Source organism: Salinigranum salinum, from assembly GCF_009176545.1.
Lineage (GTDB): Archaea > Halobacteriota > Halobacteria > Halobacteriales > Haloferacaceae > Salinigranum > Salinigranum salinum.
This window is the reverse complement of sequence record NZ_VTOJ01000002.1, coordinates 1,204,210-1,222,470: the sequence shown is the minus strand read 5'-3', so window position 1 is coordinate 1,222,470 and position 18,261 is coordinate 1,204,210. Positions and strand designations below refer to the sequence as shown.

The following is an 18,261-nucleotide window of genomic DNA, read 5'->3' as shown; positions in this document are numbered from 1 at the left end:
TCCTGTACAGGCTCCGCGTCCGTCACGTATGATTCTCGATTATCAGAACAAGAGGTATATTATTATTGCTACGAGTGGAAATCCAAACTGCTTTTATCGCTGCACAGCACTTTTGTTACCGATGATCGATGACGTTCAGAACGTAATTCTACTTTCGCTCGACGCTTTGCGAGCAGATCACCTATCCTGTTACGGATACGATCGTGACACTTCGCCAACACTTGACGAGCTCGCAGCAGACAATCTGATGTGTGCGAACGCATTCAGCGCGAGTTCACACACCCGTGAGGCGGTGGCATCGCTGCTCACCGGTGAGCATCCGAACCGAGCAGCTGGGACAAACTATCAGCTCGCCGCCGAGCCGATCTCGTCAGTCGCGCAACGCGCCGGCCTCACCTGCGGTGGATTCCACTCGAATCCGTTCGTATCCCGTGCCTACGGGTTCGACGAAGGGTTTGACGTGTTTGACGATGATCTCCATCTGGGACAGCACAAGATAATCGCGCTCGCTCAGCGCGTGCTCGACAAACTGCGGAATCGGCATTACGCGCGCGCGGAAATAATAAACGAACGAGCGTTCAAGTGGCTTGACTCGTTGGAAGACGTCGATCGGTTCTTCCTCTGGAACCACTATATGGACACCCACGGGCCATACGAACCCCCGGCAGAGTACCGGGAGCGGTACACCGATGAATACATTTCCGACCGAACCGCGGGGTCACTATACAAGCGGGCGATAAAAGATCCAGAGTCGATCACTGACGCCGAACATAAACTGTTGGTTGATTACTACGACGCTGAGATCCGATACATTGACGATCGTCTCGCCGACTTCTTCGAATCCTTGCGTCGTCGGGATTTACTCGATGACTCGCTGGTGATCATCACAGCGGACCACGGGGACGCGTTCGGCGAACACGACTACTACGAACATCCACGACAGCTCCATGAGGAACTCGTTCACGTTCCTCTCATAGTAGTTCACCCGGACATTGAACCCGCAACCATCGAAACCGCGGTGAGCACCACTGACATAGTCGCAACCATCTCACAGGTACTCGGTGAGCCGCCATGCGGCGTCGGGGAGTCCCTCTTTGACCTCTCGCACACAGATGGTGACCGGACGGTGTTCCAACAGGCACGCGGAGAGAACGAGTCCGCACATATCCGAAGGTTCGCCGCGAGAACCAAGGACGAAACCGCGTACGGGCAGTACGACACCAACACCGAGACGGTGACCGTCGACTCCGCGAGCTCTGATGCTATTGGTGAGGCCCTGTTGTCACACATTCGTGAACAGTCGGCAACGTCCCCGTCGGAGGACGCTGCCGAAGAAGCCCCGAACGAGGAGATCGAACAACGGCTGAGCGCGCTGGGTTACAAGTGATAACATGAGTAGTGAAGCAATCGTACTCTCACTTGCACCGACCGGTGGCGTAGCTGCGTCGCCGTTCGCTGAGTTGATTCTCGCTGTTACACTAATATGCAGTCTGGTTATGTTCCACCACGCCATGACAGTGCGTGACGACGCGAAGTCGCTGTTTGTGCGATCATTTCCCATCCTCTTCCCGTTACTCGGTGTCTTCGGTATCCTAATCCTGCTCCGGCTGGACCTGTTGTAACCGTCCAACGAACGAGTCAACCGAACAATGGGAACTGAAGGGAGTCACCAAAGTAGTAAAGAAAATTCGCAAGGCTATGGAGGACGACGGCCGGAATCAAACCGCCCCCAAGCCGATAGCCGACGGCGAAGACGAGCCCGAACCCGAGATACAGGAGCATGACGAGTAATCTTCCTCTCAGTGAGTGCATCGCCGCATACAGCACTCCCGAGACGATCACGCTGACGCCAGCGCCATACTCCGTCTCGAGCTGACCTTGGATTAGTCCTCTGAATAACAGCTCCTCGACGAGTGGGACGAAGAGCACGAAGAGAGCGAACAGCACGAACACCTGCTCCGCTCCCATCGTTGTGCGCACTGATGTCGGTGGGTCGATGCTAAACAGAATGCCAGACAGCACGTATGCAGACACTGCCAACCCCAACAGTCTGGCGATGGTTTTCGCCGACACGCGGCGCCATAGGTTTGGACGATACTGGGGGGAACGAACGAACACGAGCATCGTGACGAAGAGAAGGAAATATGATACGACAAGCCAGTTCAGCGACCCTTCGAACAATTCGGGCCTCCCCAGTGTCGTCAACCGAAACACCGGGACGAGAGTAATCGACCGAAGGGAGAGCGGTGGGTCAGTCGTGTACAGCAAGAGTGTGAGGCAGTGGAATAGGAGCCATGCGTGCCCCAAGAGCGCAAGCGTCACCTGACCAGTTAAGAGGAGTAACTCGAAGACGACAATGGCGATGACAACAGGGATGACAAGCTGAAGCGATGCCGATGGAGTCGAAAGCGTCTTTTTCACCGAAGAGATATATTTCATTTTAAATTACACTCTGCTTTCAGTGACTTGTAGTTATATTGTTCCATTTCACACATATACTTTTGGTGTTTCCGGTGTTATCGTGACAGTTCGACCACAGTAACATCCGGACGACTCTGCCTCGAATTCAACTGTCTCAACCAATATATTTAGCGAATTGAGCCGGAATCCGTAGAGCTAAACTGAAGCACGATCCTGCATCGTGTCTGGTCAGACGCGATCGAATCACCCTGATAACTATCGACCTATCGTAACATTTGGAAGGAATCACTCATTCGGTCATCTGGACGGGCCGTGCGAGAACAGCAGAGCAACGAATTCGGAGCGACTGTGATGTGAAGACAGTTACGAGCGAGTAGGGGGAAGATAGCTCACTCCCGGCACGGAGACAGTATTCTCCCGTCCTCAACAATTGAGGGAAGGCAAGTAACGTTAACTGCGGTAAGTCGAGGGTGTTCACATGTACCCGAGTGACTCTAACCGGTCGGTCACGACTCCTGAATCGATACCAGAGTGACCGACATCGTCGTCACTTATCTTTGGCCGCGTTTTGGCGTCAATTTCTAACCATGGGACGGTGATCAACTTTTCATGTCGGAGGTACCAACGATGGAGATAGCCTCGGGTCGGTATTGGCCGCAACCGTTCGCCGTACAGGTCGCCATGGTCGGCAGTAATAACCGACTTCCCTGACAAATCGTCGAGGAGGTCGTCCACGACATCCAGAACGATCTCCAAATTCTCCTCGTGAGCACGTCGAATGAGCGACGGAGTGATTCCATTTTGACCGAATCGGAGACTGGCCAAGTATCCCAGGTGTTCCGTGCCATTTGTAGCAGCGGAACGTTGACTGTCATCGGAGTTGGTCACACCTGGAAGGATTCCAAACTCGTTCCGGATATCACCGAGCGGAGGGAGGTGAGGTTGCATGAAATGGATAATATGACGCTTGTTCGGATACTTCGACTTACTCTCTCGGGCTGTTGCGGCTACAACTTCGGGGCGGACAGTTTCGATTGAGTCGTCCCAGTGATCATCTGCATACAAGTGGAATACGTGATGAAATGAATCAGTATATCCCTCTACAAAGGGATTGGCACTAACGTAGACAGTATCTCCGTACTTTCGGCCCGCGAAATTTTCCTGGAAGAACTCTTCCGATGTCCCTCCCCGTGATCTCACGCGCTGATACTCTCCTTCAATGAAGTTATGGGTCTCAAAAAGATCATACCGGCAAGCATCGAGGATGATTAAGTTGTCCCAGTCCGCATCCATTACGTACCGTCCCTGATTGGGAGTAAACCGTGAGCTGTACCATTGATTCGTTTTCTCACCCCACTCATTTAACAATCCGACAACCATTTTCGGGTCCCGGACGGCTTTCATAAAATTTTTTAGATTATATGCGGTCACAGATGAGAGGTCCACTCGAACCGAATTAAAGCTGATGGCGAAATCGCCGTACGTGACGACAATAGGACACTATCTTTCCTCGTGTCCGCTCTATGATCAATTCTACCAGACAGCGAAGACCGGTACTCACGATTCCACGGTCGGTAACTCCGCAGTCGAGAACGAAGCGGCGCCCGTCGTTTCACCTCATCAGAGACGCGTTCGATAGCGTTTCGATGTCCACGGCGACACGTGCGAAATCGGAGGTCGAGTCGGTCGAGTGTGTTCTTGAGGTGGTGATGACTCTCAACGAGAAACGTGACGTCCGACAAGTGCTGTTTCTTACAGAGTTCGCGAAGAAACAGCAGCGTCAGTTACGTTATCCGTGTCTGAAACAGCCTCACCACCTCGTATCTACTGACGATTGATGTACTGGGGGCAATGCCGCAAATGACCGAGGAGCTCGGCCGTACCGAGATCAACTTCACCTACGACCCGTGTTATCGATACATTTCTGTCGATTCAGGATCGTCTCGTCTACTCGCGTTTCGCGCCTGATCGTACTGGATGACGGTCGTGATCTAATGGTTGCAAAATCTACAATCGTCCATTGCCTCCGATATAATCTCAGATATGAGACCCTGGAAGTTGATTTTATTTACTCCCTCCGTCAGTCTCAATTGGGCACGCACCAGCGGTCGAAGATGAGGCCGGAAATCAGAGTCTATGATTCGTCCATGCTAGCCCGCTCTGAGCGACTATGACCGAAAACCATAATTACCACACGCCCGCCAAAGGTAGAGAGAACTGGCACGAGCCTCTGAACGAGAACTTTCGAGCCCTCGATAATGATATTGAGGTTCGTGACGTCCAGGCGAATCTGACCAACTACACCGCGAAAGACGGCGCGAAATTCTTCGCGACAGACACTGGGGCGACGTTCCTTGCCGACGGGAACTCTTGGAGCCAAGTCGACGGATCGTTCAACTCGCTGAACGCTCCGATGGTCAACAACGACGTGTATGCTGCCAACTTCGAGGGTAACGGCCTCGCGTCCAAGGTTGAGAACGCACTGGACTGGCTCCGAAACACCACGGCAGGGCAGGGCCGCGTGGTCATCACTCCGAAGTCTGACGGCACGGCCTGGATCTGGGACAAAGACGTCTCTGTCGATCCCACTCTCTGGAACGGAATCGCGATCGAGTGCAAGGGCAACGTCGAGGTCCAGTATCCAGGATCCGGTTGGGCACTAACTCTTGATACTGACTGGTCCCGTCAGAACGGTAACTTCGACATTCAGTCGAACATTACGGGCGGACGCTGGCTCTCGACAGGTGACCCGAAGGGGTGGCTGAGAATCAGAGACGCGTACAAGACGTACGTCTCTCCGCGGAACGTCGACTTCGAGAATTCGAACAACACCGCCGTCGGTGTCGCCGTCGAGAACTACGCCGGGTGGGCCGAATCGACCCATATCGCGGACACGCGACTGTTCTGCGACATCTGCGTCGACTTCCGCCCCGCGAGCATCACCGGGGGTCCCGGGACTGACTCGTACCACGGAACCACCCTCGAGAACGCCAAGTTCGAAGTTCGCAACGTCGGTGTGCGTGCACGTGGGACGTTCGATTATAGCTACATTGACCACTGTTCGTTCTTCGCTAAGGGTTCGGACGTGACGCTCCTCCAGTTGGGCTGGGATGACACCGACCAGAAACCCCGTTATGAGGCTACTGTTATCGCCGCATGTAAGTTCGAAGACCCCGGCGGCAGTAGCAGCAACACCACTGCGATCCGGCTCGGGCCGAACTACGACGGCTTCTTTGGGCCACTGATCCTCGGAGGGAAGATGTTCATCAAAGATGGACAGAACATCAAGGACGATAGCACGAGGAACTCCACGATCACGCGACTCGCACAGCGAAACAACGGTGTCGAGATTCAAGAGTTGACTTCCGGAGGTACACTGAAGTTCGCCCCGCACACTCTCTGGCCTGGCTTCGCCCTCCAAGTCGACGCAGTAGAGATTGATCGGTACGTCGACCTCCAGAACAATTCGCTCAGGGGCGTCAAACAGTATTCGAGTGCATCGCCGAACGATCTCCATGCGCAAGAGGTCGCTATTGACACCAACGTCGGTGGGACGGGCGACTCCGCGATCCTGTTCAAAGACGGGAGTGGAACCGTCCACTACTGGACCGCCGAGGGAACACTCTGAGGAGTGCATCATACCGGTCCTGACTCTTCGTCCCGCTCGTTCTCCCGGATGTAATCTGAGCACCCAGTCCCGCCGTCCTCGCCCACCCGACACGGCGGTGTGACTGGCGCTTTCGACTCGTCCTCAGTACGCAGGGCTCATCTTCTACCACCGCCGCTGTCGCCGAGCCTCGGCCCGGCCATCCGTTCGTCGTTCAGTGACGCGGGTCGCTGGGCTCCCGACGTCCGACGCCTGATGTTCGACGCGTCGCTCGCACCCTACACTCTTGCTCGCGCGGTCACAAGAGGTGGTATGCGTGTCGTCTCGCTCCTGCCGTCGGCGACAGAGATCGTCTGTGCGCTGGGCGTCGACCCCGTCGGGGTCACTCACGAGTGTGACTACCCCCCACGGGTCCGTGACACGCCGACCGTCGTCCGCTCCCGCGTCGACACGACGGGGTCGAGTGCGTCGATCGACGACCAGGTGCAGGCAGTGGGTGCCGACGGCGTCTACGAACTCGACCGCGAGCGCCTCCGCGACCTGGACCCCGACGTGATCGTCACACAGGGGCTCTGCGACGTCTGTGCCGTCGACGAGGCGGTCGTCCGCGAGACGATCGCCGAGCTGGGACTCGACGCCGAGATCGTCGCGACCCACCCGCACAGCCTGACGGACGTCTTCGACGACGTCGAGCGGATCGGAGGGGTGCTCGACCGTACCGACGAGGCCGCTGCGCTCGTCTCGTCGTTACGCCGGCGCGTCGATGCCGTCGCCGCCAGCGTCGACGGGGCGGACGCGCCGACAGTGACTGTCCTCGACTGGCTCGATCCCGTGATGGTGGGTGGCCACTGGGTGCCCGAACTCGTCGCGCTCGCCGGCGGCGAGTTCGTCCTCGCGAACCCCGGCGAGCGGTCGGGACCGGTCCGGTGGTCGACACTCCGTGACGCCGACCCCGCGGTTCTCGTGGCCGCACCCTGTGGCTTCACGCTCGATCGGACGTTCGAGACGCTCGCCGATCTCACGGCGCGACCGGGGTTCGAAGAGCTCCGTGCCGTTCGCGGCGGGCGCGCCTACGCGATGGACGGCCACCACCACCTCAACCGTCCCGGGCCGCGTCTCGTCGACACGCTCGAACACCTCGCTGCGGTCGTCCACCCCGACCGCTTCGACGACCCGCCGGCCGACGTGGTTCGCCCGCTACCGGCCGCGACCGAGCCGACGAACTGACCACGACCACGCTCTTCCGGGCGTGGGTGCCACGACGGTGGATCCACCGAATCTATATATTGGACACTACGTTTCCGGTGAAACCTCCCGGTCCGGTGAACATTGTAGGCCCGGTGGCGTCCCCCGGCATCGCCCTGCGTGCGGGGCGACCGGCACTCCGCGTTGGCCGGACGGAAATAGCCGTCAGGTACGGTCCACCATCACGACCGATGACGGTCGACAGACGGGAACTCCGTGAACGGTCGACTACCGCCGCGACTCTCCCAGTCGGGTCCAGTGACTCTCAGGATACGACTGTGACCCGCCGTGGCTGTTCCGCGCGACGACCGTCGCCGTCGACGAGACGCGTTCGTCGTCGTCTTCGCCGTCGTCGACGCCGGCACCTGCACCCTCTCCGACGTGCTCTGTGGACGCCTCGAAGTACAGCACCGTGAGGTCGAGACAGGCGTGGAGGAGTTCGTTCGCCCGGAACCGGTACCGGGCGTCGCTCGGTCCGACGGTCGCCTCCGGCGAGCGGAGGTGGTGTTGATAGAACAGCACGCCACCGGGCGTCAGCGCGTCCTTGACGTCGTTCAGCCGGTCCAGCGTCCGGAAGAAGCTGATCGTCACGACGTCGTACGCCGCGACGGGGTAGCCGAACTCCCTGGCGTCGGCCTGCGTGAGCGAGAGACGGTCGCCGACGCCCCGCTCGGCGGCGCGTTCGCGCGTGATGCGGAGCCCCTCTTCGGACTGGTCGATGGCGTCCACGTCGTACCCACACTCGGCGAGGAACACCGCGTTGCGACCGGTGCCGGTGGCGATGTCCAGCGCCCGGCCGTCGGGGAACGTCTCGACCATCGCACGGAGCACTGGCGACGGCTCCGGCTCGGTCGGATACTCACCCGCTCGGAAGCGCTCGTCCCAGGTGGTCATACCGACGCCAGGGGACGCGCGAGCTTCAAGGGTCGTGTGACGTCGCGGGGCCCGTAGTTCGTGCTACTCCAGCAGTCCGGCGAACTCGGTCGCGAACCGGTCGACCGCGTCCCAGTCGGTGTACTCGTAGTCTCGCGAGGTGTCGGTGTCCTCACCGTACTGTTTCGCGATCCGCCGCATCGCGTACCGCGTGAGTAGCCCGTACTCGCTGTACCTGAGCGCGCCCGGAAAGACGGCGGTCGCGTCGGGCTCCCACTCGGTTTCGGTGAGGAACTCCTCGAGGAGGCCGCGGGCCGTCTCGCGGGCCTCGTCGGTCCCTGCCGCGGCGGTGAGGCTCACGGAGAAGAAGGCAGCGGGCATCCCGTTCAGCGCCGCCGCGTGCTCGCGGGCGAAGCGCGTGACGTACCGCTGGTGTCTCCCCACGTGGACGGACGCGCCGACGACGACGCCGTCGTACGCCTCGATCTCGAACCCGGGAGGGAGGTGGGCCCCGTGGAGGAGCGCCGGGTCGTGGCCGGCGTCGGCCAGCACCCCGGCGATCCGTTCGGCGATGGCCGCCGTCTGCCCCTCCGTCGTGCCGTAGATCACTGCGACGCGAGCCATCAGTGGCGCTCCCGCCCCCGTCCCGAGCGCGTCCGTCCGATCCGTGCGTCTCCGCCGGTGTGGTGTCGCGACCTGTGACTCACGAGCATCGCTACGTCGACGACATGCTTAGCTATCGGTGGTGTGAGTGGTGAGTGCGGTCCGCTGGTTATCGGTGAACACCCGCCTCCGCTCCCCGTCGAGATGGGGTGATACCCGGTCCAGGCTACCGGAGCCACGAGAGGAAGCCGCCGCCGCTGTCGTCCTCGAGTTCGGCGTCGATCTCCGCCTGCGTGAAGTCGAAGAAGCGCTCGTCGGGGAGGTCGACGTCGAGCACGTCGAGGTGGGTCTGTTCGCCCCGACCGTCGAACGCCTTCCAGTTGCCCCAGCCGTACGGCGCGCCGACGATGATGTGGACCTCGCCCTGTCCGAACGTGTCGAGGTCCGCGTCGCTCGGGCGGAGCGCACCGCTGGGGTGTGAGTGGACCGAGCCCACGGATTTGAGATCGTTCGGCTTCATCGTCGACTTGACCGTCGCACTCACCGGGTTCGACTCCGTCCCCGGGATCACGAGGACGTCCGTGATCACCTGTCCGCGTTCGTCGAGCCCGAGCTGGCGGGCGTCCTCCGCGCGGAGAAAGCCCATGTACTCGTCGGGGTGACTCTCCTCGCACGCGTCGAGGACGAACTCCATCGTCTCCCGGGCGATGCCGAGGAGCTCGCTCGACCGGAACAGGGGCATACGTTGGGCTGGGGGTCGCCTCGCATAAACGTTCCCCGGCACTGGGCGGGCTCACCTCCGCGTGATCGAGCGCCGCCCGGCGACGACACCCGCCCCGACGTCGGCCGGAACCACGAGGCACAAACCCCCGTCCTCAGAAGGGTGGTGTATGGACACGAGACTCCGGGCCGTGGTCTCACGGCTCCTCGCCGACGGACGGGCGGGGCTGCTCGTGGCCGTCGCCCTCGGCTGGCTGTTCGTCGTCGGGGCGCGGTTTCTCCTGCCGGCGGTCCTCCCCCAAGTGAAGACGACGTTCGCCGTCGGCAACGCGGGCGCGGGGCTGGCGGTCTCCGTCGTCTGGGCGGCGTACGCGGTGATGCAGGCACCCGGCGGCGTGCTCATCGACTGCGTGGGCGAGCGACTGCTGCTCGCGGGGAGTCTCGCGCTCACGGGTGCGGCGGTCGTCGCCGTCGCGGTCGCCCCGACGTACCTCGTCTTCCTCGTCGGCTGTGGACTGTTCGGGCTGACGACGGGGCTGTATGGCCCCGCTCGGGGGACGTCGATCTCGCGGTCGTTCCCCCGCAACGACGGGGCGGCCATCGGCGCGACGCTCGCCGCAGGTAGCGTCGGCTCGGCGGTCCTCCCGTTCGTCGCGGGATCGCTCGTCGGCCGGGTCGGCTGGCGACTGCTCCTCGGCGTCCTCGTGGTGCCGTTCGTCGTCCTCGCCGGCTTCGCGTGGGCGACCGTCCCCGACCGCCGGGCCGACGACCCACGACGCGCCCGGTCGCTCGTCGGTGGCGTCCTGGCTGCGGTCCGCGTGCCAGCGATCGCCCGCGCCGTCGCCGCGGCGACGCTCCTCCTGTTCGCGTTCCAGGGGTTGACGGCGTTTCTCCCGACGTATCTCGTCGAGGTCAAGGGGTTCGACCAGGCGACGGCGACGGGGCTGTTCGCGCTTCTGTTCGTCGCGGGCGCGGTCTCACAGCTCCTCGGCGGGACGGCTGCCGACCGGATCGGCGAGCGGTGGGTGCTCACGGTCACCGCGCTCGTCGCCGTCGCGTCGGCCGCCGCGATCCCGTTCGTCGATGGCGTCGTCTCGGTCGCGGTCGTCGTCGCCTTCGTTGGGACCCGTCTCGCGATGGCACCCGTCTCGAACGCCTACGTCATCGACGTCCTCCCGCCGGACGTGCAGGGTAGCGCCTGGGGCGTCCTCCGGACCGGGTTCTTCCTCGTGGGTGCCGGTGGGTCGACGCTCGTCGGCGCGTTCGCCGACAGCGGCCTGTTCGACGAGGCGTTCTTCGTCCTGGCGGGGCTGGCCGCTGTCGCGGCGCTCCTGTACGCCCGCCTCCCGCCACGGACGGCCGCGAAGCGCCAGTCGGCGGCCGCCGCGGACTGAGCACTGCTGCCGACGCGTTCCTCACACCCGTCGTGCGGGTCACACCGGGCTCACGAGCGCGAGACGACCGCTCCACGGCTCACGAGCGCGACGACGTCCCCACTGGACCGTGAGCGTTACCACATCGCGCCGACGACTCGATGTATGGGAGACGAGACGCTCCGGTGCCGACGCTGCGGGGCCGAACTCCGAACTGGTCTGGTCGCCAGTGGGCGACGGGCGTGCTGTCTCAACGCGACGCCCATCGTCGGTTCGTGTCCGACGCACGGCCCGCTGGGGCCGCACCACGCGACTCGCGCCACGGACGGGGAGAGGGCGTCGAGTTCGGAGACCGATGGGACGTCGGATCCGGAACCTGGCGAACGACCCGACGACGGCGGGTAGTCCGGCAGCCCCCCGACCGGCTCATCGGCGCGCAGACACCCACACCGCGAGCCCGACCAGCCGCTTCATGAGCGTCTCGGCGTCCTCGGCGAGCACCCGTGCCATCGGCTCCTTGCCGACGTCGCCGTGGTCGACCACGACGGTCGGTGGCGCTTCGTCCTCGCCCAGGTCCGCGAACGCCTGCCGCGCCCCCCACCCCATCGTCGAGGCCTCTTCCTCGGCCGTCGGCTCTTCTGCTCTCTCGAACGACGCGACCTGCCAGTCGTGAGTCGTGAGCACCTCCTCGACCACCTCGTCGAACCGGCAGTTCGCGGCGAACCGGTAGTCGTGGAACTCCCGCGTCGAGAGCAGGAAGCGAGCGACGTGGCTCGACGCGCCGAACCTGACTCCGCGATTGGGGCGCACGCCCGACAGGGTCCGGGTGATGCGCCCCTCGACCGCCGCGACGTCGCCCGTCTCCTCGGCGTACGGCGTCGCCCCGACGACGTTCATCCCTACCTCGGGGACGATCGCACGCGTCTCGACCCCCGCGTCGGTCAGCTGTTCGACGACGAACTCGACGTCCTCCCCCGTCTCGTCGCGTGCCGCACGGTCGCGGAGGTCGACGAGGTGGTGGACTGCACCCGGTCCCCGTCCGACGTCGAGCGGGTAGCGGACTGCCCGGCGCACGAATCCGACGCCGGCTTCGACCGCGGTTTCGAGCGACGCACCCCGCGCGAGGTGCGCGGCGATGGCGCTCGACAGCGTGCAGCCGGAGCCGTGGGTCGCCGCGGTGTCGACGCGCTCGCTCTCGAAGCGGCGTGTCCCCTCGGCGGTGGCGAGCAGGTCGACCACGCTGTCGCCGTCGACGTGGCCACCCTTCACGAGCGCCGCGTCGGCACCCAGCTCGCGGAGGGAGTCGCCCGCGGCCCGCATCGTCTCCTCGTCGGTGATCTCGATCCCGGTCAGGACCGCGGCCTCGTCCGCGTTGGGCGTCACGAGCGTCGACGCCGCGAGGAGGTCCTCGTACGCCGTCTCCGCCTCGGGCGCGAGCAGTCGGTCGCCCGACGTGGCGACCATCACCGGGTCGACGACGAACGGGACCGCCCAGTCGCGGGCGTGGTCGGCCACGCGTTCGACGATGGCTGCCGTCGCCAGCATCCCGGTCTTGACCGCACCGACGTCGAAGTCGTCGCGGACGGCCGCGATCTGTGCCTCCACCTCGTCGACCGGCAGCACGTGCGTCGACTCGACGCCCCGGGTGTGCTGGGCTGTCGCGGCCGTGATCGCGCTCGTCCCGAAGACGCCGTGGGCTTCCATCGTCTTCAGGTCGGCCTGGATGCCCGCCCCACCCCCGGAGTCGCTCCCGGCGATGGTGAGCGCTACGGCCCGGGCGTCGGGGACTGCGCGTCGGCTCATTCCCGCCCCCACGCTTCGCCGCCGCGCGACTGGCTGCTGCGTCTCTCTCGCATATCATCGAGTTATACAATCTCGTCATAACACTTTTGCGGTCGCCCGGGCATCCGCGTCCATGTCGTTCACCGAGACGCTCGAACCGACCGCGGAGACGCTCTGGGACGCCATCGTCGACCACCCGATGGTCTCACGGCTGGGCGCGGGGACGCTTGACGAGTCACCCTTCCGCTACTGGGTCCGCCAGGACTACGTCTACCTGGTCGAGTACAGCCGGCTGTTCGCTCTCGGTGCGGCGAAGGCCCCGGACCTCGCTCGCATGAACACGTTCGCAGACCTCCTCCACTCGACGGTCGACACCGAGATGGCTCTCCACCGGTCGTACGCGGCGGCGTTCGGGATCAGCGAGGCCGACCTGGAAGCGACCGATCCCTCGCCCACGACGCGAGCGTACACAGACTTCCTCGTCCGGACGGCGGCCCTCGACCCGTTCGGCGACCTCGTCGCCGCGCTCCTGCCCTGTATGTGGGGGTTCAACGAGACGGCGAAACGGCTCGACGAACGCGGCCGCCCCGACCACGACGGCTACGCCGCGTGGATCGACATGTACGCCGGCGACGACTTCTCGGAACTCACAGAGTGGTGTCTCGGTCTGATGGACGACGTCGCGGCGACCGCGGACGAGGAGACGAAAGCCCGCTACCGCGAGCGCTTCGTCACCTCCGGACGGTACGAGTACCGGTTCTGGGACGCCGCCTGGCGCGAGGAGGAGTGGGCGGTGTCGGTGTGACGTGGTCGCCAGTCTCGTCGATCACACGGCGCGCGTCGCTCACAACACCGGTCGGGCGGTCGACCGCGAAGTCGGTCTCTTCGACGCGGCGTACGAGTACCATCGAACGCTATCGCAAAAAACAGCCATCCGTCACGTGGCACGACTCCCAGCCACGACGTGGCCGATGTCCGGTCGCTCAGCCGAGCAGCCAGCGTAGCCAGGAGTTCTGCTGGACGACGTCCAGTCTCTCGATGTACTCGTCGAGGCCGAGGATCCGACCCGCGCCGATCGCGCCGAGGCCGAACAGGAGGAACGCGTAGACGAGGTGGTCGTCGACCACCCAGCCGTGTGCCAGCGGGAGCCCCGCCATGAGGCCGCCTTCGAGGGCCGCCGCCCAGAAGAACAGCATCATCACGGCGCCCCAGAACGCGTTCCAGCGCACGAGCGCACCGAGGATCAGCCCGAGCCCCGTCAGCGTCAGCCCCCACATCACGAGGGCGTCGACGAGCGGTGAGCCGGCCATGCCGGCCCAGACACCCATGAACGGGTTACCCTCGGGAATGGCGTTGGCCAGATAGCCCGCGGCAGTCCAGTTGTTCTCGGGGTTCGCGTCGAGGTAGGTGACGAGTTTGGTCAACCCACCCTGCAGGAGCACCCACCCCATCGTCACGCGCATGGCGATGATCGCGTAGCCGAGCCAGTACTCCGAGTACTCGAAGTGTGTTTCACGGCCGAACAGTTCAGCATCGAGCGTCCGAGTGCGAGTGGACATCGTTGTTCTCCTCTACCTGAGTGAACGGATGTCCGAAGTATTAACCCGAAAGGCGGTTCCCGGTTCGTGAAAATCGTTCTCGCGTCCCCGTCTCCAGCCGACTGGCGGCCTCTCGTCCTTCCGGACCCCTCGCGTCCGATCCGTACTACAGGCGCTCCGCGTCGTCGATCCCCGACACCCTCTGAGCGTTCGTCGGCGTGGCAGGTAGCTCCACGCTCGTGGCCGTTTTGCCCTCTGGGTCGCCGACACGACGTCCGAGTCCGACGCCTCTCGACCACGGTGCGGCGGTTCGACGACGCGCCGACCGACCCCGTGGACGGCCTTGCCGACCGAGCCGCGCCCGCGGCACGGTGCGGTTCACCCCACGCTTAATCGGTCCGGTCGCCTCGTGCGAAGCGTGAAACGGAACACGACACTCGGTTTCGTCGTCAGCCTCCACCTCGCGGTGTTCACCGCCGCGGCGTACCCACCCAACACGGCCGCCGCCCTCGGGCTCGGTGGCGCGAGCACGCTCGTCCTCGGAGCCTCGTTGTTCTACGAACTCGCCGTCTGAGCGCGCGTGACTGTCGCGTCGGCGGGTCGTCTCGCTCGGCTGGGGGGTCGACCGTCCCATCAGCCGGCCCCCTCGCGCCGGCGACGCGCCGTCCGACCCCGTGGACGACCCGACCGACCGACTGCGCACCGTGACGGGTATCACTCGGTAGTACGACTAGGTAAAACCTTTGTGCGGTGACGAGCAACGCGACGGTATGCCAGATGCACGCACGGGTGGTCTCCGGTCGTACGTCGGCGAGATGGGGCCGGCCTGGGTCGCGGGCGCGATCGCCGCGGGGCCGGCGACGATGGCGTCGGTCATCACCGCCGGGGCCTCGTTCGGCTACGCGCTCCTCTGGGTCGTGGTCGCCTCCGCCGTCTTCGGCGCGGTCGCACAGTACCTCGCGATGCGGCTCGGCCTCCTCACGGAACGCGGCATCGTCGACGTCGTCGAGGATCACCTCGGAGAGCGGTGGGCGTGGCTCCTCGTCGCGGACGTGGTGCTCGCGGCGGGACTCGCCCAGCTGGTGATCATGAAGGGGCTCGCGGACGTCTCTCAGACCGTGACGGGCGTCGACGCGCGCGCCTGGGGCGTCGCGTGGGCGGTCGTCCTCGCGGTCGGGCTGGCCGGCCGGGGGTATCGCTTCCTCGAACTCGTCGCGAAGCTCCTCGTCTCGGGCGTCGTCGTCGCGTTCGTCGCCTCGCTGTTCGTCGTCCCGCTCGATCCCGTCGCCGCCGTCTCGGGACTCGTTCCCCGGGTTCCTGCCGGTGTCGACGGCGCGCTCGTCGCTGCCGGTGTCCTCGGCGGGGCGGTCCACATCACGCTCGTGACGATGCACTCGTACACGATGCGCGCGCGCGAGTGGACCCGCGACGACTACGGGCTCGCCACGTTCGACGTCGCCAGTTCGATGCTCGGCGCGTTCGGGCTGTACAGCCTCGCCATCTTCCTCGTCGCCGCGAGCGTGCTCCACGCGCCCGGCATCGAGGCGGGCGACCTCACCGCGGTGTCGGCCGCCCAGACGCTCGGCCCGCTCGTCGGCCCCGCGGCGAAGTGGCTCTTCCTCGTCGGTCTCTGGGGCGCGGCGGTGTCGACGCTGGGCGGCAACACCGTCGTCCCGCCCTTCCTCGTGGCCGACAAACTCGGCTGGGAGACCGACGTCTCCGACGACCGCTACCGCTGGCTGCTCGTCGGGTTCGCGCTCCTCTCGGCGGCGGGACCGTTCGTCGGCGGCGCGTTCTTCCCGCTCCTCGTGCTCGTGCTCGCGTTCGGCCTCGTCGGCACCCCGTTCGCGCTCGTCGTCGTGCTCGTGCTCCTCAACTCCGACGCGGTCCCCGAACCGAACCCGCGCCTCGCGAACCTCGCGGGAGTCGCTCTCGTCGCCGTGACGGCGACGACGGCCGGCTCGTTCGTTCGGCGACGGGTCGCCGCGGGCCTCCGCGATCCGATGACCCTCTTCGTCGTCGGCTTCGCCGTCGTGCTCGCGGTGGCGACGGTCGCGCTCGTCGTCCAGTTCGTCCGCACCCGTCCGGGCCGTCACACGCCGGCGAGTGGGTGAGACCGTGGTGGACGATCCGGGCCGCGAGGCCGAAGCCGAGGACGACGAACTGTCCCCGCTCCCCCGACCCGGGACGACGCTCGTCGTCGGACCGTCGAACGTTGGCAAGACGACGCTGACCGCCCGCGCCCTGGAGCGGTGGCTCGATGCTCACGGGGCCGCGGGCGTCGTCGTGTTCGACTTCGGGCCCGAGGTCGAACGCGACGGCCGTCTCCTCGGTGGACGACTGGACCGATTCACGGACCGCTTCGACCGCGCTGAGCCGGCGACGACCACGCGCGGAGATCGCACGACGGTTCGCTGGTGGGAGAGCGGGCTCTGGCAGGGCGTCCTCGACGCACACGCGCCACGGACCCAGGGGGAGACCGACGCGGACGCGGTCGCGCTCGCCCGCGAGAACGCGACGGGAGCGGCCCGGCTCTTCGACCGGGCGCCCGCCTCGCCCCGCGCCGTCTTCGTGAACGACGCGACCATCGCGTTCCAGCACGAATCCGGCGACCCCGACCGACTCCTCGCGTACTGCGCGCACGCGACGGTCGCCGTCGTGAACGCGTTCGCGGGCGACGAACTCGGGAGCGACGACGCGGTGTCGAGACGGGAACGGGCGGCGCTCGACGCGCTCGAAGCGGGCGCCGATCGGGTCGTTCGGCTGTGGTGACGTCGGACCCGTGGTTACGGCTGTTCGCGAGCGGACTGCTCGAGCGTCGGGGCGGGAGATCGCCGATCCGCCCGACGTGGGGAGCCAGAAAATGCCGGGACTCGGTGGGGGGGGAAGGGGGGATGTTGGGTCGAGTACCGGCACCCGAGTCTTGCGACGCCTCCCAGTTAACGGTGTCGGTGTGGTGACACGACTTCGGTGCTGTCCCCACGCGCCTCTCGGGGGGGACGAGAGTGAGGCGCTTACTTGTACTGTGCGCAGAGCTGTTCGACGCCCTCTCTGAACTCGATCTGTGGCTCCCAGCCCGTCGCCGCCTTCATCTTCGAGATGTCGGCCATGGTGTCGTGGACGTAGACGTAGTCGGGGATGGGGTTCTCGACGTGCGTCGGCTCGACGTCGGTCCCCAGCTCCTCGTTCAGCAGCTCGACGACGGTGTTGAAGTCGTAGCTCTCGCCGGTGCCGAGGTTGTAGATGCCGTCGAGTTCGTGCTCCGCGGCGGCCACGAGACCACGGACGATGTCGTCGACGTGGGTGAAGTCGCGGGTCTGGCTCCCGTCGCCGTAGACCTTCGGCGAGCGACCGTTGGCGATGTCGTCGGCGAACTGTGCGAGGATGTTCGCGTACTCGCCCTTGTGCTCCTCGTTGCCGCCGTATCCCTGGTAGACGGAGAAGAAGCGCATCCCGGCCATCGTCATGTCGTAGTGGTGTGAGAAGTACTCGCCGTACCGTTCCCGGCCGAGCTTCGACGCCTCGTACCCCGTCCGGGTCTCGACGTCCATCTCCTCGGGCGACGGCTCGGTCCGGTCGCCGTAGATCGAGGAGGTCGACGCGTAGACGACGGTGTCGCAGCCGTCGTCGCGCGCCTGTACCACCGTGTTGACGAACCCCTCGATGTTCACACGAACGCCCTTGCAGGGGTCTTCCTCGTGCATCGCGTACGATGACAGCGCCGCGAGGTGGAACACGACGTCGACCCCCTCGGTCGGCAGGTCGTCGTCGAGGACGCTCTTGTCGACGAACGCCACGTCGTCGTTCAGGTTCTCGGGTGTTCCCAGATACTCGTCGTCGACCGCGACGACCTCGTTGTCCTCGGCCAGGGTGTTCGCGAGGTTCGAGCCGATGAACCCGGCGCCGCCCGTGACCAGGACTGTCTTCCCCTCCATATTCCTGCTGTCGAACGAGGTGTTAAAAAACGACGTGGTTCGGACACTGCGGGACACGCGGCGGATATTATATCGTCGCTCCCGTCGCGACGTCGGTCCGGCTCGCTCCGTCCGACGTCACCGGCCGGGGGAGCCGCGGACGAAGATTCATCACGTCGGCACTC

17 protein-coding genes are annotated in these 18,261 nt (G+C 64.5%); 9 read left to right on the top strand and 8 right to left on the bottom strand.

Annotation, left to right across the window (positions count from 1 at the left end; all coding sequences use genetic code 11):
* The first annotated feature begins 121 nt into the window (after window positions 1-121).
* The gene (locus tag FZP69_RS17295; protein ID WP_152042625.1) at window positions 122-1,387 is read left to right on the top strand and encodes a sulfatase; all 1,266 of its coding nucleotides are present in this window, start codon (window positions 122-124) and stop codon (window positions 1,385-1,387) included.
* Window positions 1,388-1,638: 251 nt separating this feature from the next.
* Here the strand turns inward: FZP69_RS17295 and FZP69_RS17290 are convergent, their stop codons facing one another.
* Window positions 1,639-2,421, bottom strand: a complete 783-nt coding sequence (locus tag FZP69_RS17290; RefSeq protein WP_192918629.1) for a CPBP family intramembrane glutamic endopeptidase — start codon at window positions 2,419-2,421, stop codon at window positions 1,639-1,641.
* A 474-nt stretch (window positions 2,422-2,895) separates the two neighbouring features.
* Window positions 2,896-3,852, bottom strand: coding sequence for a hypothetical protein (locus FZP69_RS17285; protein WP_152042623.1), 957 nt, complete (start codon window positions 3,850-3,852; stop codon window positions 2,896-2,898).
* 739 nt (window positions 3,853-4,591) lie between these two features.
* Here FZP69_RS17285 and FZP69_RS17280 point away from each other — a divergent pair.
* Window positions 4,592-6,049, top strand: coding sequence for a hypothetical protein (locus FZP69_RS17280; RefSeq protein WP_152042622.1), 1,458 nt, complete (start codon window positions 4,592-4,594; stop codon window positions 6,047-6,049).
* A gap of 291 nt (window positions 6,050-6,340) precedes the next feature.
* Window positions 6,341-7,255 carry a cobalamin-binding protein gene (locus tag FZP69_RS17275; protein WP_152042621.1) on the top strand — a complete coding sequence of 305 codons (915 nt, stop codon included), beginning with the start codon at window positions 6,341-6,343 and terminating at the stop codon, window positions 7,253-7,255.
* 246 nt (window positions 7,256-7,501) lie between these two features.
* Here FZP69_RS17275 and FZP69_RS17270 read toward each other — a convergent pair whose 3' ends face one another.
* From FZP69_RS17270 to FZP69_RS17260, 3 genes are all read right to left on the bottom strand, one after another.
* On the bottom strand, window positions 7,502-8,167 hold the full coding sequence (locus FZP69_RS17270) for a class I SAM-dependent methyltransferase (RefSeq protein ID WP_152042620.1): 666 nt from the start codon (window positions 8,165-8,167) through the stop codon (window positions 7,502-7,504).
* 63 nt (window positions 8,168-8,230) lie between these two features.
* Window positions 8,231-8,770, bottom strand: coding sequence for a flavodoxin domain-containing protein (locus tag FZP69_RS17265; protein ID WP_152042619.1), 540 nt, complete (start codon window positions 8,768-8,770; stop codon window positions 8,231-8,233).
* A gap of 205 nt (window positions 8,771-8,975) precedes the next feature.
* The gene (locus tag FZP69_RS17260; RefSeq protein WP_152042618.1) at window positions 8,976-9,491 is read right to left on the bottom strand and encodes a Mov34/MPN/PAD-1 family protein; all 516 of its coding nucleotides are present in this window, start codon (window positions 9,489-9,491) and stop codon (window positions 8,976-8,978) included.
* Between the two features lie 148 nt (window positions 9,492-9,639).
* Between FZP69_RS17260 and FZP69_RS17255 the strand changes: the two genes are divergently transcribed.
* Window positions 9,640-10,863, top strand: coding sequence for an MFS transporter (locus FZP69_RS17255; protein WP_152042617.1), 1,224 nt, complete (start codon window positions 9,640-9,642; stop codon window positions 10,861-10,863).
* Window positions 10,864-11,007: 144 nt separating this feature from the next.
* Window positions 11,008-11,247 carry a hypothetical protein gene (locus tag FZP69_RS23075; protein WP_152042616.1) on the top strand — a complete coding sequence of 80 codons (240 nt, stop codon included), beginning with the start codon at window positions 11,008-11,010 and terminating at the stop codon, window positions 11,245-11,247.
* A 21-nt stretch (window positions 11,248-11,268) separates the two neighbouring features.
* Here the strand turns inward: FZP69_RS23075 and thiD are convergent, their stop codons facing one another.
* A complete protein-coding gene (gene thiD, locus FZP69_RS17245; RefSeq protein WP_152042615.1) occupies window positions 11,269-12,645 on the bottom strand; it encodes a bifunctional hydroxymethylpyrimidine kinase/phosphomethylpyrimidine kinase in 1,377 nt (458 codons plus the stop codon).
* 112 nt (window positions 12,646-12,757) lie between these two features.
* Between thiD and tenA the strand changes: the two genes are divergently transcribed.
* Entirely contained in the window at window positions 12,758-13,429 is a 672-nt protein-coding gene (gene tenA / locus FZP69_RS17240; RefSeq protein WP_152042614.1) for a thiaminase II, read from the top strand.
* Between the two features lie 178 nt (window positions 13,430-13,607).
* On the opposite strand, the gene FZP69_RS17235 is transcribed toward tenA, so the two are convergent.
* A complete protein-coding gene (locus FZP69_RS17235; protein WP_152042613.1) occupies window positions 13,608-14,183 on the bottom strand; it encodes a DoxX family membrane protein in 576 nt (191 codons plus the stop codon).
* Window positions 14,184-14,580: 397 nt separating this feature from the next.
* Between FZP69_RS17235 and FZP69_RS22705 the strand changes: the two genes are divergently transcribed.
* The 3 genes from FZP69_RS22705 (at window position 14,581) to FZP69_RS17225 (ending at window position 16,934) form a co-directional block, all read left to right on the top strand.
* The gene (locus FZP69_RS22705) at window positions 14,581-14,736 is read left to right on the top strand and encodes a hypothetical protein (protein ID WP_192918628.1); all 156 of its coding nucleotides are present in this window, start codon (window positions 14,581-14,583) and stop codon (window positions 14,734-14,736) included.
* A 196-nt stretch (window positions 14,737-14,932) separates the two neighbouring features.
* Window positions 14,933-16,276 (top strand): NRAMP family divalent metal transporter, encoded by a 1,344-nt coding sequence (locus FZP69_RS17230; protein WP_240137680.1) that lies wholly within the window; start codon window positions 14,933-14,935, stop codon window positions 16,274-16,276.
* Between the two features lie 7 nt (window positions 16,277-16,283).
* The gene (locus FZP69_RS17225; protein ID WP_240137678.1) at window positions 16,284-16,934 is read left to right on the top strand and encodes a hypothetical protein; all 651 of its coding nucleotides are present in this window, start codon (window positions 16,284-16,286) and stop codon (window positions 16,932-16,934) included.
* Window positions 16,935-17,176: 242 nt separating this feature from the next.
* Here the strand turns inward: FZP69_RS17225 and FZP69_RS17220 are convergent, their stop codons facing one another.
* Complete coding sequence (locus FZP69_RS17220) at window positions 17,177-18,097, bottom strand: NAD-dependent epimerase/dehydratase family protein (protein ID WP_152042612.1); 921 nt, start codon at window positions 18,095-18,097, stop codon at window positions 17,177-17,179.
* Window positions 18,098-18,261: the final 164 nt, after the last annotated feature.

Bases quoted from the DNA above. Each gene is read 5' to 3' on its own strand.
- FZP69_RS17230 (WP_240137680.1), top strand. From the start codon at position 14,933: ATGCCAGATGCACGCACGGGTGGTCTCCGGTCGTACGTCGGCGAGATG.
- FZP69_RS17260 (WP_152042618.1), bottom strand. From the start codon at position 9,491: ATGCCCCTGTTCCGGTCGAGCGAGCTCCTCGGCATCGCCCGGGAGACG.
- FZP69_RS17275 (WP_152042621.1), top strand. From the start codon at position 6,341: ATGCGTGTCGTCTCGCTCCTGCCGTCGGCGACAGAGATCGTCTGTGCG.
- FZP69_RS17295 (WP_152042625.1), top strand. From the start codon at position 122: ATGATCGATGACGTTCAGAACGTAATTCTACTTTCGCTCGACGCTTTG.
- thiD (WP_152042615.1), bottom strand. From the start codon at position 12,645: ATGAGCCGACGCGCAGTCCCCGACGCCCGGGCCGTAGCGCTCACCATC.
- FZP69_RS17220 (WP_152042612.1), bottom strand. From the start codon at position 18,097: ATGGAGGGGAAGACAGTCCTGGTCACGGGCGGCGCCGGGTTCATCGGC.
- tenA (WP_152042614.1), top strand. From the start codon at position 12,758: ATGTCGTTCACCGAGACGCTCGAACCGACCGCGGAGACGCTCTGGGAC.
- FZP69_RS17265 (WP_152042619.1), bottom strand. From the start codon at position 8,770: ATGGCTCGCGTCGCAGTGATCTACGGCACGACGGAGGGGCAGACGGCG.
- FZP69_RS23075 (WP_152042616.1), top strand. From the start codon at position 11,008: ATGGGAGACGAGACGCTCCGGTGCCGACGCTGCGGGGCCGAACTCCGA.
- FZP69_RS17270 (WP_152042620.1), bottom strand. From the start codon at position 8,167: ATGACCACCTGGGACGAGCGCTTCCGAGCGGGTGAGTATCCGACCGAG.
- FZP69_RS17255 (WP_152042617.1), top strand. From the start codon at position 9,640: ATGGACACGAGACTCCGGGCCGTGGTCTCACGGCTCCTCGCCGACGGA.
- FZP69_RS17280 (WP_152042622.1), top strand. From the start codon at position 4,592: ATGACCGAAAACCATAATTACCACACGCCCGCCAAAGGTAGAGAGAAC.
- FZP69_RS17235 (WP_152042613.1), bottom strand. From the start codon at position 14,183: ATGTCCACTCGCACTCGGACGCTCGATGCTGAACTGTTCGGCCGTGAA.